At 68.6% G+C, this 15,465-nt stretch carries 13 protein-coding genes and 1 pseudogene; 6 read left to right on the top strand and 8 right to left on the bottom strand.

Features of this window, described 5'->3' with window-relative positions; translation table 11 throughout:
• Positions 1-120 precede the first annotated feature (120 nt).
• Positions 121-1,560: a glycoside hydrolase family 183 protein gene (locus tag DQP56_RS17430; protein ID WP_112687514.1), complete on the bottom strand. Its 1,440-nt coding sequence runs from the start codon at positions 1,558-1,560 to the stop codon at positions 121-123.
• Positions 1,561-1,700: 140 nt separating this feature from the next.
• Positions 1,701-2,585: an LLM class flavin-dependent oxidoreductase gene (locus DQP56_RS17425; RefSeq protein ID WP_112687516.1), complete on the bottom strand. Its 885-nt coding sequence runs from the start codon at positions 2,583-2,585 to the stop codon at positions 1,701-1,703.
• Between the two features lie 58 nt (positions 2,586-2,643).
• Here DQP56_RS17425 and DQP56_RS17420 point away from each other — a divergent pair, with 58 nt between their 5' ends.
• Positions 2,644-3,033 (top strand): VOC family protein, encoded by a 390-nt coding sequence (locus DQP56_RS17420; RefSeq protein ID WP_112687512.1) that lies wholly within the window; start codon positions 2,644-2,646, stop codon positions 3,031-3,033.
• Positions 3,034-3,108: 75 nt separating this feature from the next.
• Here DQP56_RS17420 and DQP56_RS17415 read toward each other — a convergent pair whose 3' ends face one another.
• The 5 genes from DQP56_RS17415 to DQP56_RS17395 all read right to left on the bottom strand — a co-directional run bounded on the left by DQP56_RS17415 (position 3,109) and on the right by DQP56_RS17395 (position 7,864).
• Positions 3,109-3,582: an Rrf2 family transcriptional regulator gene (locus DQP56_RS17415; protein ID WP_112687510.1), complete on the bottom strand. Its 474-nt coding sequence runs from the start codon at positions 3,580-3,582 to the stop codon at positions 3,109-3,111.
• A 37-nt stretch (positions 3,583-3,619) separates the two neighbouring features.
• A complete protein-coding gene (locus DQP56_RS17410) occupies positions 3,620-4,348 on the bottom strand; it encodes a 3'(2'),5'-bisphosphate nucleotidase CysQ (protein ID WP_112687508.1) in 729 nt (242 codons plus the stop codon).
• Entirely contained in the window at positions 4,345-6,198 is a 1,854-nt protein-coding gene (gene cysN / locus DQP56_RS17405) for a sulfate adenylyltransferase subunit CysN (RefSeq protein ID WP_112687506.1), read from the bottom strand. Before cysN ends, DQP56_RS17410 begins: the two co-directional genes overlap by 4 nt.
• Entirely contained in the window at positions 6,198-7,136 is a 939-nt protein-coding gene (gene cysD, locus DQP56_RS17400; protein WP_112687504.1) for a sulfate adenylyltransferase subunit CysD, read from the bottom strand. Before cysD ends, cysN begins: the two co-directional genes overlap by 1 nt.
• A gap of 236 nt (positions 7,137-7,372) precedes the next feature.
• Positions 7,373-7,864 carry a beta-class carbonic anhydrase gene (locus tag DQP56_RS17395; RefSeq protein WP_112687502.1) on the bottom strand — a complete coding sequence of 164 codons (492 nt, stop codon included), beginning with the start codon at positions 7,862-7,864 and terminating at the stop codon, positions 7,373-7,375.
• A 143-nt stretch (positions 7,865-8,007) separates the two neighbouring features.
• On the opposite strand from DQP56_RS17395, the gene DQP56_RS17390 reads away from it, so the two are divergent.
• From DQP56_RS17390 to oppA, 5 genes are all read left to right on the top strand, one after another.
• On the top strand, positions 8,008-8,811 hold the full coding sequence (locus tag DQP56_RS17390; protein ID WP_234825713.1) for an arginase family protein: 804 nt from the start codon (positions 8,008-8,010) through the stop codon (positions 8,809-8,811).
• Between the two features lie 234 nt (positions 8,812-9,045).
• Positions 9,046-10,023 (top strand): oligopeptide ABC transporter permease OppB, encoded by a 978-nt coding sequence (gene oppB / locus DQP56_RS17385; protein ID WP_112687498.1) that lies wholly within the window; start codon positions 9,046-9,048, stop codon positions 10,021-10,023.
• A 49-nt stretch (positions 10,024-10,072) separates the two neighbouring features.
• Positions 10,073-10,954: an oligopeptide ABC transporter permease OppC gene (oppC, locus tag DQP56_RS17380; protein ID WP_112687496.1), complete on the top strand. Its 882-nt coding sequence runs from the start codon at positions 10,073-10,075 to the stop codon at positions 10,952-10,954.
• Entirely contained in the window at positions 10,951-12,780 is a 1,830-nt protein-coding gene (gene oppD, locus DQP56_RS17375) for an oligopeptide ABC transporter ATP-binding protein OppD (RefSeq protein ID WP_112687494.1), read from the top strand. Before oppC ends, oppD begins: the two co-directional genes overlap by 4 nt.
• An 83-nt stretch (positions 12,781-12,863) precedes the next feature.
• Entirely contained in the window at positions 12,864-14,489 is a 1,626-nt protein-coding gene (oppA, locus tag DQP56_RS17370; RefSeq protein WP_112687492.1) for an oligopeptide ABC transporter substrate-binding protein OppA, read from the top strand.
• A gap of 119 nt (positions 14,490-14,608) precedes the next feature.
• On the opposite strand, the pseudogene DQP56_RS17365 reads toward oppA, so the two are convergent.
• A pseudogene (locus DQP56_RS17365) lies at positions 14,609-15,465 on the bottom strand (AAA family ATPase); the annotation flags it as partial.

The following is a 15,465-nucleotide window of genomic DNA, read 5'->3' as shown; positions in this document are numbered from 1 at the left end:
GGCGCCCGCCGCCCCGGTGCGGGCTCTGAGCGCCGGCCGTAAGGGGTATCCGGTGCTGCGCATGCGCGACCGGCGCTACCGGATGCCGCGACCGGCGGTGGGCGGCTGAGGCAGGCGGGCTCAGCCCAGCACGGTGCGCATCAGCATCACGTCGTAGGCGTTCCACAGCGACAACGTGAAGTACACCTCTTTGCCGGTCGACCACGGGTGCACGTAGGGCGCGTAGATGCCGCCGGGGATCTGACCGGTCGGGATCAGCGTCTGCTCGGCGCTCCATGGGCCCTGCGGCGTCGGGGCGGTGCGGGCGACGACATCGTTGCCGCCGTTGCCGTATAGCGCCAGGTACTGCCGCAGGTAGGTGTTGTACTGCACCGACATCTCACCCACCGGGCCGGGGATCACCGGCGTCGCCGCAGCCGGGTTGTTCGGCACCCACGACCCGCTGTCGCCGTTCCAGTACTGGTACTTCGTGAGGTCGGGAATGGTGCGCTCGGGCACCCGCGACAGGTACGCCGAGCCGCCGCGGCCCGCGGGCGTCCCGTAGGCGTACAGGTAGCCGTCGCCCCCGCGCAGGAACGCACCCATCTGGAAGTTCTCGTTACCGGGGACGAAGCGCGCCCGGGGCACGTTCTCCGGCGACGTCGAACGCACCGTTCCCGGATAGACACCCCATGTCTCGCCGTTGTCGTTGGAGACCGCGATAGCCGAGTAGTTGGTGGACCATTCGCCGTCACGCCCCCACTGCTTGATGGACATGAAACTCATGTACTGGTTCCCGGCGATCCCGACGGCGGCGGTGGGGATCATGCCCTCCTGGTGCTGCGCCAGTTGGACCGCCGGCAGGATCTGCTTGGAGAAATTCGCTTGGCGCAGTGGCGACCCCGAATACTTGTTGCCGATGCCGCCGGGCCCGACCGTGATGCCGTCGGCCAAATTGTTGTCCGGACTGCGGAACAGCACGTTCTGCCGCCACTGCTTTCCTTGGATGCGGCAATAGCCGAAGGTGTCGCCGAACGCGTAGAGAACTTGACGATTGGCGGGATCACCGTTATCCCAAGGGATTCCGAGGTCGGTGCCGGAGATGCCGAAGCGTTGCAGGGTTTGGTTGGGACTGTTGGGCCCGGTCATCCACTCCACCAGCGAAGTCTGGGCGCCGGCGATGGCACCGGCGGCGTCGGCGTTCGACAGCCCCGGATCTGCGCCGGCGTTCGGAACCGGCTGAACCGGTTGGGCGGCGTTCGGCGCGACCTGACCGTCCGGGGACGGCGCCGGCGGCACCACCGCGGCCTGCTGCCGTATGGCGCCGTTGGGGTTGATCAGTGCGGCGATCAGCGGGCCCAGCTTGGGCAGCGGCGCGCTGTCGTTGGTGCCGCGGGGCCGCCGCCCGCTCGGCAGCTGACCCGCGCCGGTCGTCGGCGAGCCCGGCGGCGGTTCGATGTTGGCCTCGGGCGCATTGCAGGTTGCCGCGTACGCCGGTGGGGCGAACTCGGTGGCGAGCACCATGCCGAGCACGACCGCCGGGATCATCGCGGCCGAGACGATCGCACGCGTCGCCGACATGTCACACCTTTCCGGGACCGCTCCGGGCCTCGCCTGCTGCGACGATAGTTGCTGGTGAGACGGTTGTGACTAGTGAGATATCGATAGAGACGCTTCCGTGACCGTGTCGCAACGGGTTTGCCCGCGGCGCCCCGGCAGCCTCAGCGGTTGAACTCGGTCACCACTTCGGCTGCGCGCCGCAGCTGGTCAGGGTCGGAACTGGTGGGAATCAGGTGGATCTCGTCAGCACCCACCGATTCGAAGTTGCGCAGCACGGCGAGCAGCTCGTCCTCGCTGCCCGCCCAGCCGGTGGTCGGTGCCAGGGCCTCGACGTACTCGGCGGGAATCCAGTTCATGTAGCGCAGCAGGTGCTCGCGCACCTGGTTGCGCGCGGCGTCGGGTTCGCCCAGCGCGAACCAGAACGAGGTCGCCAGATACGGCTGGGCCTTGCCGGCCTCCCGCCAGGCCTGGCGGGCGACGTCGAACAACTCGTTCTGCTTGGCCACGTCGAGGTCCATGGTGATGCCGGCCAACCCTTCGGCCCAACTGGCCGCGCTGCGCAACGTCTTCGGGCCGATGGTGCCGACCACCAGCGGCGGCCCGCCGGGCTGCGTCGGCGCCGGCCCGACCGGCAGCAGCGACTCGGTGGTCTTCTCCCCCGCCCAGACCCGTTTCATGATCGCGACCCGCTCGGCCATCTCCCGCATCGTCTGCGTCGCCGGGTCGGCACCGGCCGCGCGGTAGTCCTCGTGCCGGCCGCCCACACCGATGCCGACGGTGAGCCGCCCACCGCTGAGCAGATCCGCGGTGGCCAGTGCCTTGGCCAGCATGACCGGATCGTGCAGTTGCGGGACGATCACCGTCGTCACCAGCCGCACCCGGTCGGTCCAGGCCGCCAGCGCCCCCAGCAGGGTCAGGCTGTCCGGGTTGGTGAAAGCGATCCGCTCGCCCCAGGCCAGCGACGAGAACGGTCCCTCGTCGACGGCGCACGCCCAGTCCCGCAGCAGCGTTGCATCCAGATCGGGCTCCATCACCGGCATGGTCATTCCCACCTGCATGCCCGCGATTGTGGCATGCGCGCCGGCGGCGGCCGACACTTGAACCATGAGCATTTCCTTCAACCACACCATCGTCGCCGCCCACGACAAGCAGGCGTCGGCGGCTTTTCTGGCGGAGTTGTTCGGCCTGCCCGATCCCCAGCCGTTCGGCCACTTCATGGTCGTCGGGCTCGATCATGAGGCCAGCCTCGATTACGCCGAGGTGCCCGCCGACGAGGAGATCCGGCCGCAGCACTATGCGTTCCTGGTCTCCGAGGACGACTTCGACGCCATCTACGGCAAGATCACCTCGCGGGGGCTGGCGCACTGGGCCGACCCGCGCGGTGCGCGCCCCGGTGAGATCAATCGTCGCGACGGTGGGCGCGGGGTGTATTTCCGCGATCCCAGCGGTCATGCGATGGAAATCCTCACCCGCCCGTACGGCTCGGGGTCCTAGCCGGGCTGTCGGGCGTTGTTTCCGGCCCCCGTACGGAGTGTCGGGCCGGGAACACGCACGCTCGCGCCGGGAAGGTTAGCTGCCGTGGCCGCGCTGGCGTTCCTGGGCGCGGTAGTCGGCGGCGAACTCCGCAACGTGGGAGGGCAGTTTCCCGGTGGCGACGTCGGACAGGCTGGTCTGCTCGAGCACCGACCGCATGCTGGCCCGCAACGCCCGCCACACGTCGGTCAACGCGGCGGTGGGGCCGGCGTAGGGCAGATCGCCCAGGCCGATATCGCGCACACTGGCCAGCGGGCCGTCGATACAGCGCAGCACGTCGGCGACGCTGATCTCGGATGCCGCGCGTGCCAGCTCGTAGCCGCCGTCACGGCCGCGCTGGCTGCGGACCAGCCGGTCGGTGCGTAGGTCGGACAGGATGTCGACGAGAAACTGCGGCGGAATGCCCTGGGCGGCGGCGATGTCATCGGTTTTGACCAGGGTGCCGGCGTCGGCGGTGGCGAGCTGCACCATCGCCCGCACCGCGTACTCCGCCTTGGCCGACATCCGCATCCTGGCGATTCTGCCATCTGCGCTCGTCTCGGCGACGTCAGCCGATCGCGGCAAGCACCGCCTCGGCATATTCGGGCCGGCACACCACCAGATCGGGCAGCAGCGGGTCGGGCCGGTTGTAGACCAGCGGGGAGCCGTCGATGCGCGAGGTGTGCAGGCCGGCGACCCGGGCGACGGCCACCGGGGCCGCCGAGTCCCATTCGTACTGCCCGCCGGCGTGCACGTAGACGTCGGCGACGCCCTGGATGACCGCGGCGACCTTCGCCCCGGCCGATCCCATGGCCACGAGCTCGCCGTCGAGGTGAGCTCGCACCGCGTCGGCGACCGCCGGCGGGCGGCTGCGCGAGACCGCGATGCGCGCCGGACCGGGGTGCTGCGGTGGTGCGGCGACAGCCGGGGTGGCCAGCGTGATGCCGCGGGCCGGCAGCGCGACCGCGCCGGCGGTCAGCTCCCCGTCCTGCCACAGCGCGACGTGCACGGCCCAGTCGTCGCGGTCGAGTTCGGAGAATTCCCGCGTGCCGTCGAGCGGGTCGACGATCCAGACCCGGTCGGCCTGCAGCCGCGCCGGGTTGTCGGCGCCCTCCTCGGACAGCACCGCATCCGCCGGGCGTTCGGCGGCCAGCGCGGTCATCAGGTAGTCGTGAGAGCGCTTGTCGCCGGCCGCCTTACGCTCGGCTTGCGGCGCGTCGGCTAGTTCGTCGCGGACGGTCAGCAGCAATCGTCCGGCGTCGGTGGCGAGCTGGGCGGCCAGCTGGTGATCGTTCATGTTCGGGCGTCGATCGCCGCAATGACCTGGCGGGCCTGTTCGTCGACATCGTCGTCCGGGGTCAGCCGCACATCGGGATTCCGCGGCCGTTGATACGGGCTGTCGATCCCGGTGAAGTGGGTGATGAGGCCCGCGCGCGCTTTTGCGTACAGCCCCTTGGGGTCTCGTTGCTCGCAATCTTCCAGCGGGGTGTCGCAGAACACTTCGATGAATTCGAAACCGGCGTCGGTGTGGACCTGCCGGGCCAGTTGGCGGTGCTCGATCAGCGGGCTGATCGCGGGCACCAGCACGATCTGACCGGAATCGGCCAGCAGGGTTGCCACATGCGCGAGCCGGCGCAGGTTCTCGGCGCGGTCGGCCATCGAGAAGCCGAGGTCGGCGTTGAGGCCGTGCCGCAGATTGTCGCCGTCGAGAACGTAGGCGGGCGTTCCCCTTTCGAGCAGCAACTGCTCGACGCGCATGGCCACCGAGGACTTGCCCGCGCCGGATAGTCCGGTCAACCACACCGTGCGCCCCTTCGACAACCGGTCGGCCGCGGTGACCAGCGACTCGTGACGCACCGTGTTCGGACTGGGGGTGCGACCCGAGACGTCGCGCAGCACCATGCCGGCCGCGACCGTTCCGTTGGTGGACTGGTCGATGAGGATGAACGACCCGGTGGCGTCGTTGTGACTGAACTCGTCGAGCATCAGCGGGACCTGGGCGCGCAGCGAGACCCGGCCGAGTTCGTTGAGTTGCAGCGCGTTCGCCTCCTTGTCCCGGTGCAGGGTGTTGACGTCGAGGCGGTAGTCCAGTGCCATCACCTTCACCCGGGTGGTGCGGGTGGTGTGCTTGATGATGTAGTCGTTGCCGGGCTGCAGCGTCGCCCCGTCGGCCATCCAGCACACGGTGGCATCGAAGTCCTGCACGATTCGCGGCTGGTTGTTGGTGCGGGCGATCATGTCGCCGCGGGAGATGTCGATGTCGTCTTCGAGACTGACCGAGACCGCCATCGGCGGAAACGCTTCGCCCACTTTGCCGTTGGGTCCCTCGATCGCCGCGACCCGGCTCGGTTTCCCGGACGGCAGCACCACCACATCGTCGCCGGGACGCAGTACGCCGCTGGCGACCGTGCCGGCGTAGCTGCGGTGGTCGGCGTGCTCGTGCGTCTGCGGGCGGATCACGTACTGCACCGGGAAGCGCACGTCGACCAGGTTGCGGTCACCGGCGATGTAGACGTCTTCCAGATGCGACAGCAACGACGGGCCCTCGTAGTAGGGCGTCTTGTCGGACTTGGTCACCACGTTATCGCCGAGCAGCGCCGAGATCGGGATGGTCGTCACATCGTGCACGTCCAACCGGGTGGCGAACGAATGAAAGTCATCGCGGATCGCCTCGAATTTGCCCGCGTCCCAGTCGATCAGATCCATCTTGTTGACGGCCAGCACGATGTGGCGGATGCCCAGCAGCGACGCCAGGAAGGTGTGCCGGCGCGACTGCTCCTGCAGTCCGTGGCGCGCGTCGACGAGCACGATCGCCAGCTGAGCGGTCGAGGCACCGGTCACCATGTTGCGGGTGTACTGGATGTGACCCGGAGTGTCGGCGATGATGAATTTCCGCTTGGGCGTGGCGAAGTAACGGTAGGCCACGTCGATGGTGATGCCCTGCTCGCGCTCGGCGCGCAGCCCGTCGGTGACCAGGGCCAGATCGGTGTAGTCGTGGCCGCGCTCCCGGGAGGTGCGCTCCACCGAGGCCAACTGGTCCTCCATGACGGCCTTGGAGTCAAACAGCAACCGCCCGATCAGGGTGGACTTGCCGTCGTCGACCGATCCGGCCGTCGCGATACGAAGCAGCGTGGTGGCCGCGCTCATCAGAAATACCCCTGCCGCTTGCGGTCTTCCATGCCTGCCTCGGAGATCCGGTCGTCCGCGCGGGTGGCGCCGCGCTCGGTCAACCGCGATACCGCCGTCTCGGCGATGACGTCCTCGACGGTCGCCGCAGTGGACTCCACACAGCCGGTGCAGGTGACGTCGCCGACGGTGCGGAAGCGCACCATGGCCTCGAACACGTCCTCGCCGTCGGCGGGGCGCAGGAACTCGTGGTCGGCCAGCAGCATGCCGTCGCGGCGGAAGACTTTGCGCTGATGGGCGAAATAGATTGAGGGCAAGAGGATCTCCTCGGCGCCGATGTAGGACCAGATGTCGAATTCCGTCCAGTTCGACAGCGGGAACACCCGGATGTGCTCGCCGGGCCGATGCCGCCCGTTGTAGAGGTTCCACAACTCGGGTCGCTGCGCCTTGGGGTCCCACTGGCCGAACTCGTCGCGGAAGCTGAACACCCGCTCTTTGGCGCGGGCCTTCTCCTCGTCGCGGCGGGCGCCGCCGAACGCGGCGTCGAACTTGTTCTCCCGGATGGCGCGCAGCAGGGTGACGGTCTGCAGCGGGTTGCGCGACGGCCCGTCGTCGACCACCCGTCCGGCGTCGATGTCGTCTTGGACGCTGGCCACCACCAGTCGCACGCCGGTGCGGGCGACCAGCTCATCACGCGCGGCGATGACCTCGTCGAAGTTGTGGCCGGTGTCGACGTGCATCACCGGGAACGGCAGCCTACCCGGCGCGAACGCCTTGACCGCCAGGTGCAGCATCACGATGGAGTCCTTGCCGCCGGAGAACAGCAGCACCGGACGCTCGAACTCCGCGGCGACCTCCCGGATGATGTGGATGGCCTCGGCCTCCAGGGTGCGCAGATGCGTCAGCTGATACCGCCCGGGCGTGGACGGCTCCGCGGGCGCGGTGATGTTGCTGGTCATGGGTTCCTCGCCGGAGATATCCGATAATCTTGGTGAGACTTACCAAGATTAGTTGGTTATAGCGGGGTATGTAACCAGGCCGGCGGGCACGCTGTCAATGTGATCCGCGCACCCGCGCCCGTTTTCGGCGCGAGCGTGCGTGTTTGTCCGCCGACACGCCTATAACGGCGTACATCTGCGCACCCTGGCCGGCAGCGGTGACCCTCGCGGCCGCGGCGAAAGGCGGCGCGACCGGGCTACAGCGTGACTTCGCCGAGCTTGCCGGTGGCGACGTCGAAGACGAAGCCGCGCAGCGAGGTCGTCTGGGTGATGAACGGGCTGGCTTTGACCCGGCGTAGCGACTGCTTAACGTCCTCGGCCGGGTCGGGGAACGCCTCGGGCGCCCAGCCCGGCCGGATACCGGTCTCCTCCAGGATCGAACGCTTGAACTCGTCGTCGGTGAAGGTGAGCATCCCGCAGTCGGTGTGGTGGATCAGGATGATCTCCCGGGTGCCCAGCAGTTTCTGGCTGATGGCCAGCGACCGGATGGTGTCCTCGGTGATGACGCCGCCGGCGTTGCGGATCGCATGCGCTTCACCTTCGTTGATCCCCAGCACCCGGTAGACATCCAGCCGGGCGTCCATACAGGCAACGATCGCCACGTGCTTACTCGGCGGCATGGGCAGCGGACCCTTGAAGGTCTTCGCGTACTCCGCGTTGTTGGCCAGGTAGTCGTCGGTGACGGTCACGGGGTTCTCCCTCTGTCGCGGTCTGAAGACTGAGACTAATCAATGGGCGCTTCCCGGACGCGCCTTTCTTTCCGGCCGCGGTCCCGAGGCCTCAGTACCTTGGGGTCATGAGAATCCATGCTGTCCCCCAGTTCCAAGGAGCGATGACTCCGCGCGCACCGGGGCTGCCGGACGGCTGCCGAGCGTTGGCCGAGCTGGCCGGACGCGTCCTCGACGTGCCCGTGATCACGGTCGAGCAGTCCGCCGAGACCTCCGCACGCGAAGACGGTGTGAGCAACCGGGCGATTCTCACCGGCCCGAACTTGGCTGCCCAGCGCGCGGCGATCGCCGGTGTCGACGGGGCACTCCTGACGATCGGCGGCGACTGCGGCGTCGAGTTCGAGCCGATCCGGGTGATGCGCGAGCGCTTCGGTGCCGGCCTGGGCGTCGCCTGGTTCGACGCTCATCCGGACTTGAAGACCCCAGAGACCGCCCACGACGGTGCCTACCACGCAATGGTGCTGGCCGGTCTGCTCGGCGAGAGCGATCCGGCATTGACCGCTGCGCCGCCGGTCGACCGCGACAAGGTCGCACTGATCGGGGCACGGGCCGCGATCCCGGCGGAAAAGGACATGATCGCCCGAGGCATGGGCACCGAGACCGAAGATCCGGCCGCGGTACTGGCCGACGCCACGCACGTCTACGTGCACGTCGACGTCGACGTGCTCGACCCGAGCCAGTTCCGGGGCCACAACATGCCCGAGCCCGACGGGCTGACCATCGACCGCCTGGTCGAGATGCTGAGCTCCTTGCGCGGACTCAACGTGGTCGGTGCCGGGATCACCGAATGCGTCGGTAGTCCCGCCGAGGTCGAAGTCCTCACTCCGCTGATCGCTGCCCTCGGCGCCCTGCTGCGCCCACAGGCGGGCAGCGCGGACGCCTCGACGCCCGCCCCGGCCGGCCGTTGAGCGGGATGAAGCGGTCCGGCTGCGGCCAAACCCACAGAAGAGCCGGAGGCGCCAATCAACGAGCGCCGAGATTCCACGGGTAAAAATCATTCGAATCGATGATCCGACAGCGCCTCTCACGTCGCGGGCGGGCGTAAATCCGACGATTCCCGCGGCGCGTCGCCCGGGGACACGCACGTTGGCGGGAATGAGGCGTCCGGCGCGCTCGCCCCAGAGGGCTCTACCCTTTTGGCCATGATGCGGTTTCTGGCCGGCCGGGCGCTGAACTACCTGGTGCTGCTGGGCCTCGCGTCATTTCTGACGTTCTGCCTGACCTCGCTGGCGTTCGCCCCGCTGGACAGCCTGATGCAGCGCAACCCGCGCCCGCCGCAGGCGGTCATCGACGCCAAGGCCGCCGAACTGGGCCTGGACAAGCCGATTCCGCTGCGCTACGCGCACTGGGCCTCGCATGCCGTCCGCGGCGATTTCGGTGTCACCGTCACCGGCCAACCGGTCTCCGACGAGCTGGGCCGGCGCATCGGGGTGAGCCTGCGATTGCTGGTGGTCGGCTCGCTGGCGGGCACGGTGATCGGGGTGGTGGCCGGCGCCTGGGGGGCGGTGCGCCAGTATCGGCTCTCCGACCGGGTCATCACAATGGCGGCGCTGCTGGTGCTGTCGGTGCCCACGTTCGTGCTGGCCAACCTGGTGATCCTGGGCGCGCTACGGGTGAACTGGGCGCTGGGTGCGCAACTGTTCGACTACACCGGCGAGACCTCCCCCGGGCTGGTCACCGGCTTCTGGCCCGGACTGGTCGATCGCTTGCAGCACCTGGTGTTGCCGTCGCTGACGCTGGCGCTGGGGGCGGCGGCGAGCTTCAGCCGCTATCAGCGCAACGCGATGCTCGACGTGCTCGGCCAGGACTTCATCCGCACCGCGCGCGCCAAGGGGCTGACCCGGCGCCGCGCGTTGTTCAAACATGGGCTGCGCACCGCGCTGATCCCGATGGCCACCCTGTTCGCCTACGGGGTGGCCGGCCTGGTCACCGGCGCGGTGTTCGTGGAGAAGATCTTCGGCTGGCACGGCATGGGCGAATGGGTGGTGCAAGGCGTGGCCACCCAGGACACCAATATCGTCGCGGCGATCACGGTGTTCTCCGGTGCGGTGGTGCTGCTGGCCGGGCTGCTCTCCGATGTCATCTATGCGCTGCTGGATCCGCGGGTGCGGGTGTCATGAGCCGCGCCGCCGACGATGCAGAGCGCAGCGATGGGGAGGAGCTGCGCCAATGAGCACCGAGATCACGTTCGCCTCCCGGCGCACCCTGGTGCTGCGTCGATTCCTGCGCAGCCGCACCGCCGTCGCCGCGCTGGCGCTGCTGGCGGTGATGTTCGTCGGCTGCTACACACTGCCGGGACTGCTGCCCTACTCCTACACCGATCTGGACTACGACGCGCTGCTGGTGCCGCCGGGCGCCGAGCACTGGCTGGGCACCAACGCACTGGGCCAGGACCTGCTGGCCCAGATCCTGCGCGGCATGCAGAAGTCGATGCTGATCGGAGTATGCGTGGCGCTGATCTCCACGGTGATCGCCGCGACGGTCGGGGCGATCTCGGGATATTTCGGCGGCTGGCGCGACCGGGTGCTGATGTGGCTGGTGGACCTGCTGCTGGTGGTGCCGGCGTTCATCCTGATCGCGATCATCACCCCGCGCACCAAGAACAGCGGCAACATCGCGCTGCTGGTGCTGCTGCTGGCCGGGTTCAGCTGGATGATCAGCGCCCGCATGGTGCGCGGGCTCACGATGAGCCTGCGGGAACGTGAATTCATCCGCGCCGCACGATATATGGGTGTTTCCAGCCGGCGCATCATCATCGACCACATCGTGCCCAACGTGGCGTCCATCCTGATCATCGACACCGCGCTCAACGTCGCGGTGGCGATCCTGGCCGAAACCGGCTTGAGCTACCTGGGTTTCGGCATCCAGCCGCCCGACGTGTCGTTGGGAACCCTGATCGCCGACGGCACCGCCTCGGCCATCACCTTCCCGTGGGTGTTCCTGTTCCCGGCCGGGGTGCTGATCACGATCCTGGTCTGCGCCAACCTCGCCGGCGACGGCCTGCGTGACGCGCTCGACCCCGACGCCGCCAGCTTGCGGGGCCGCCGATGAGCGCCCTGCTGGAGGTCTCCGACCTGGCTGTGACGTTCGGCGCCGGCCGCGACGCGGTACATGCGGTGCGCGGCATCAGCTATCGGGTGGATCCCGGCGAAGTCGTGGCGATGGTCGGCGAATCGGGTTCGGGCAAGTCCGCGGCGGCGATGGCGGTGATGGGGTTGCTGCCCGAGCACGCGCGGGTGTCCGGTTCGGTGCGGCTGGCCGGTACGCAGCTGCTCGGGTTGGGCGACACCGCGATGTCGAAGATCCGCGGCGCCTCGATCGGCATGGTGTTCCAGGATCCGATGTCGGCGCTGACGCCGGTCTACACCGTGGGCGATCAGATCGCCGAGGCCATCGAGGTGCATCAGCCTCGGATCGGGCGGGCCGCGGCGCGCCGGCGCGCGGTGGAACTGCTGGAGTTGGTGGGTATCTCGCGGCCTGAACAGCGGGCGCGGGCCTTCCCGCACGAACTCTCCGGCGGGGAACGCCAGCGGGTGGTGATCGCGATCGCGATCTGCTGTGACCCGGACCTGTTGATCTGCGACGAGCCCACCACCGCACTGGATGTCACGGTGCAGGCCCAGATCCTCGAGGTGCTCAAGACCGCCCGTGATGTGACCGGCGCCGGGGTGCTGATCATCACCCACGACCTGGGGGTGGTGGCCGAGTTCGCCGACCGGGCGCTGGTGATGTACGCCGGGCGGGTGGTGGAAGCCGCACCGGTGGCAGCGTTGTACGCCGACCGGCGGATGCCCTACACGGTGGGGCTGTTGGGCTCAGTGCCGCGCCTGGATGCGCCGCAGGGCACCCGGCTGGTGCCGATCCCGGGTGCGCCGCCGTCGCTGGCCGACATCGAGCCGGGCTGTCCGTTCGCGCCGCGCTGCCCGCTGGTGACCGACGAATGCCGGGCGCAGGAACCGGAGCTGTTGACCGTCGGGGCATCTCATAGCGCCGCCTGCATCCACACCGATCAGGTGACCGGGCGCAGTGCTGCCGACATCTATCGCGTACCCACCGCGGTCGCCTCACCCGCGGTCACGGATTCGGCGACGGTGCTGCGGGTGCGCGACCTGGTCAAGACCTACCCGCTGACCAAGGGGGTGTTGCGCCGCCGGGTCGGTGAGGTTCGCGCCGTCTCTCGTGTCAGCTTCGCCTTGCAGCAGGGCCGCACCCTGGGGATCGTCGGCGAATCCGGCTCGGGCAAATCCACCACGTTGCATCAGGTGCTGGAACTGGCGGCCCCGCAGGCGGGTTCGATCGAAGTGCTCGGCAAAGATGTCGCGGCGTTGACACGCGACGGCCGCCGCGCGCTGCGCCGCGATCTGCAGGTGGTGTTCCAGGATCCGGTGGCCTCGCTGGATCCGCGGCTGCCGGTCTTCGAGGTGCTGGCCGAGCCGTTGCGCGCCAACGGGTTCGACAAGGCCGCGACCCATGCCCGGGTGGCCGAGCTGCTGGAACTGGTGGGGCTGCGCCGCGGCGACGCGCTGCGGTACCCGGCGGAGTTCTCCGGCGGTCAGAAACAGCGGATCGGGATCGCCCGGGCGCTGGCGTTGCAGCCGAAGATCCTGGCGCTCGACGAGCCGGTGTCCGCGCTGGACGTGTCGATTCAGGCCGGGATCATCAACCTGCTGCTGGATCTGCAGCAGCAGTTCGGGCTGTCGTATCTGTTCGTCTCGCACGACCTGTCGGTGGTCAAACACCTGGCGCACCAGGTGGCGGTGATGTACGCCGGGGCGATCGTCGAGCAGGGTGATGCCGAGCAGGTGTTCGCCCGGCCCGAACACGACTACACCCGCCGGCTGCTGGCCGCGGTCCCCCAGCCGGTGGTGCGCTCATGAATCCGGTGTTGAGGCTGCGCTCATGGCGAGGTTTTGCGAGAAGGCCACGCCCTGGACGCAGTGTCAACGTGGCAGTAACGCTGATGCTGGCGCTGGGCGGGTGCGCCGCGGTGGATATCACCGCCCCCGAGGGCGTCTCGGCGGTGGGTAGCGCCAGCGACATCAACCCGCAGGACCCGGCCACCCTGCGCGACGGCGGCAGCCTGCGGCTGTCGATGAGCCAGTTCCCGCCGAACTTCAACCCGTTGCACATCGACGGCAACCTCGCCGAGAACGCCGCCATGCTCAAGGCCACCATGCCGCGGGCGTTCATTATCGGCCCGGATGGCTCGGCGACGGTGGACACCGACTACTTCACCAGTGTCGAGCTGACCGGCACCAACCCGCAGGTGGTGACCTACACCATCAACCCGAAGGCCACGTGGAGCGACGGGACACCGCTGTCCTGGCACGACATCGCCAGCCAGATCCACGCCACCAGCGGCGCCGATCCCGGCTACGCGATCGCCACCACCAACGGCGCCGAACGGGTCGCCTCGGTCACCCGCGGCGTCGACGACCGCCAAGCCGTGATGCGGTTCGCCAAGCCCTACGCGGAATGGCGCGGCATGTTCGCCGGCAACTCGATGCTGCTGCCCGCCGCCATGACCGCCGACCCCGAGACCTTCAACAAGGCGCAACTGCAAATCCCCGGGCCCTCGGCCGGACCGTTCAAGCTGGCCACGCTGGACCGCACCAGCCAGCGGATCACGTTGGTGCGCAACCCCGATTGGTGGGGCCGCACGCCGAAGCTGGACACCATCAACTACCTGGTGCTCGACGAGTCCGCACGGATGCCGGCGCTGCAGAACCACACCATCGACGCCGCCGGGGTGGCCACGCTGGATCAGTTGACGATCGCCCGGCGCACCGAGGGCATCGCGATCCGCCGCGCACCGACCCCGGCGTGGAACCACTTCACCTTCAACGGGGCGCCGGGGGCGATCCTGTCCGATAAGGCATTGCGGCTGGCGGTGATGCGCGGTATCGACCGCACCACGATCGCCAAGGTGACCCAGCGCGGCCTGACGTCTGACCCGGTGCCGCTGAACAACCACATCTACGTCGCCGGCCAGGAGGGCTACCAGGACAACTCCGGCGTGGTGGCCTACGACCCGCAGCGTGCCGCCCGGGAACTCGACGAGCTGGGCTGGAAGCTGAATGGGAAGTTCCGGGAGAAGGACGGTCGGCCGCTGGTGATCCGGCACCTGTTCTACGACGCGTCGAGCACCCGGCAGTTCGCCCAGGTGGCACAACATAATCTGGCCCAGATCGGGGTGAAGCTGCAGCTGGACGCCAAGGCCGGCGGCGGGTTCTTCACCGACTACGTCAATGTCGGCGACTTCGACATCGCCCAGTTCAGTTGGGTCGGTGACGCTTTCCCACTGGCGGGGCTGAACCAGATCTCGGCCTCCTACGGGGAGGCCAACTTCGGCAAGATCGGAAGCCCGCAGATCGACGCCAAGATCGAGGAGACGCTGCAGGCATTGGATCCGGCGGCGGCCCGCGCCCGTGCCAATGAGGTCGACGAGCTGCTGTGGGCCGAGGGTTTCAGCCTGCCGTTGATTCAAACGACCGGCAATGTGGCGGTGCGCAGTTCGCTGGCGAACTTCGGGGCGCCGGGGCTGGCGGATCTGGATTACACGGCGATCGGGTTCATGAAGGACTGATGTGCCGGGCCGTCGCCCGGCTCACCGAACGTGTACTGAGTACGCTGATCCCGCAATTTTTTCGCACTGAGTACACGTTCGGCGAACATCGGTAGCGCGGCCACATCGTGGCGCAATAGTCAGGCACTCAAGTCGATCCGGTGCGCATCCTTGACGCTGCGGTAGCGGTCCGGGCTGCAGGTCAACACGATCACCTGGCCCTGCGCGCCCACGGCGTCGAACACCGCGCCCATCTTCTCCAGCCGGTCGGGGTCGGTAAAGCCCAGTGCGTCGTCGATCACCACCGGGACACTGTCCTCCTTGGCGACCAGCGCCGCGCCCGCGAGCCGGGTCAGGATGCCGAGCTGTTCCTTGGCCCCACCCGACAGCGACTCGTAGGGCACGGTGCGCCCGTCGAGGGTGCGGGCGCAGATCTTCAGGTCGGTGTCGACCTCGACTTCGAAGTCGGCGCCGAAGACGTGTACGCCCAGCCGCTGGATCTCGGCGCGGAACGGTTCGACGTAGCGCAGCCGGGTGTCGTCACGATGCCGGATCATGGTCGACCGCAACAGGGCTGCCGCCCGGGCCCGCCGACCGATCCGATCGTGTTCGGCCGCAGCGTGTTCCCGCGCGCTCTGGGCGGCATCGAGTTGGCCCTTGCGGCCCTCGGTGCCGAAGACGGCGAGTTCGACCTCGACCTGGTGCAGTTCGCGGGCGGTCTCGGTGTGCCGGTCCTCCAGTGCCTGCACTTGCTGCGCCGCGTCGGCAAGTTCGGCCTCGACCAGCTCGGGGGCGGCCGCGGCCAGTCGCTCGCAGACCTCGGCGAGGTGCTGCTGCGCGTCGTGCAGCGCCTGGCCGCTGGATTCGGCGGCGGCCGCCAGATCCTCATCACTGACCGACGCCCGCTCTTCGGTGAGGCGTTGGGTGACGGCCTCCAGCTCGGCGCGTTGGGTGGCGCCCTGGCTCTGGAGCAGCGTCACGCGGGTGGCGGCCTCGG

The organism is Mycolicibacter senuensis (genome assembly GCF_003284925.1).
Lineage (GTDB): Bacteria > Actinomycetota > Actinomycetes > Mycobacteriales > Mycobacteriaceae > Mycobacterium > Mycobacterium algericum_A.
Note: the sequence above shows the minus strand (reverse complement) of the source record. Positions and strands in the feature narration are given on the sequence as shown.

Bases quoted from the DNA above. Each gene is read 5' to 3' on its own strand.
- oppC (WP_112687496.1), top strand. From the start codon at position 10,073: ATGAGCACCGAGATCACGTTCGCCTCCCGGCGCACCCTGGTGCTGCGT.
- oppB (WP_112687498.1), top strand. From the start codon at position 9,046: ATGATGCGGTTTCTGGCCGGCCGGGCGCTGAACTACCTGGTGCTGCTG.
- cysN (WP_112687506.1), bottom strand. From the start codon at position 6,198: ATGAGCGCGGCCACCACGCTGCTTCGTATCGCGACGGCCGGATCGGTC.
- DQP56_RS17415 (WP_112687510.1), bottom strand. From the start codon at position 3,582: ATGCGGATGTCGGCCAAGGCGGAGTACGCGGTGCGGGCGATGGTGCAG.
- DQP56_RS17420 (WP_112687512.1), top strand. From the start codon at position 2,644: ATGAGCATTTCCTTCAACCACACCATCGTCGCCGCCCACGACAAGCAG.
- DQP56_RS17410 (WP_112687508.1), bottom strand. From the start codon at position 4,348: ATGAACGATCACCAGCTGGCCGCCCAGCTCGCCACCGACGCCGGACGA.
- oppA (WP_112687492.1), top strand. From the start codon at position 12,864: ATGCTGGCGCTGGGCGGGTGCGCCGCGGTGGATATCACCGCCCCCGAG.
- oppD (WP_112687494.1), top strand. From the start codon at position 10,951: ATGAGCGCCCTGCTGGAGGTCTCCGACCTGGCTGTGACGTTCGGCGCC.
- DQP56_RS17430 (WP_112687514.1), bottom strand. From the start codon at position 1,560: ATGTCGGCGACGCGTGCGATCGTCTCGGCCGCGATGATCCCGGCGGTC.
- cysD (WP_112687504.1), bottom strand. From the start codon at position 7,136: ATGACCAGCAACATCACCGCGCCCGCGGAGCCGTCCACGCCCGGGCGG.
- DQP56_RS17390 (WP_234825713.1), top strand. From the start codon at position 8,008: ATGACTCCGCGCGCACCGGGGCTGCCGGACGGCTGCCGAGCGTTGGCC.
- DQP56_RS17425 (WP_112687516.1), bottom strand. From the start codon at position 2,585: ATGACCATGCCGGTGATGGAGCCCGATCTGGATGCAACGCTGCTGCGG.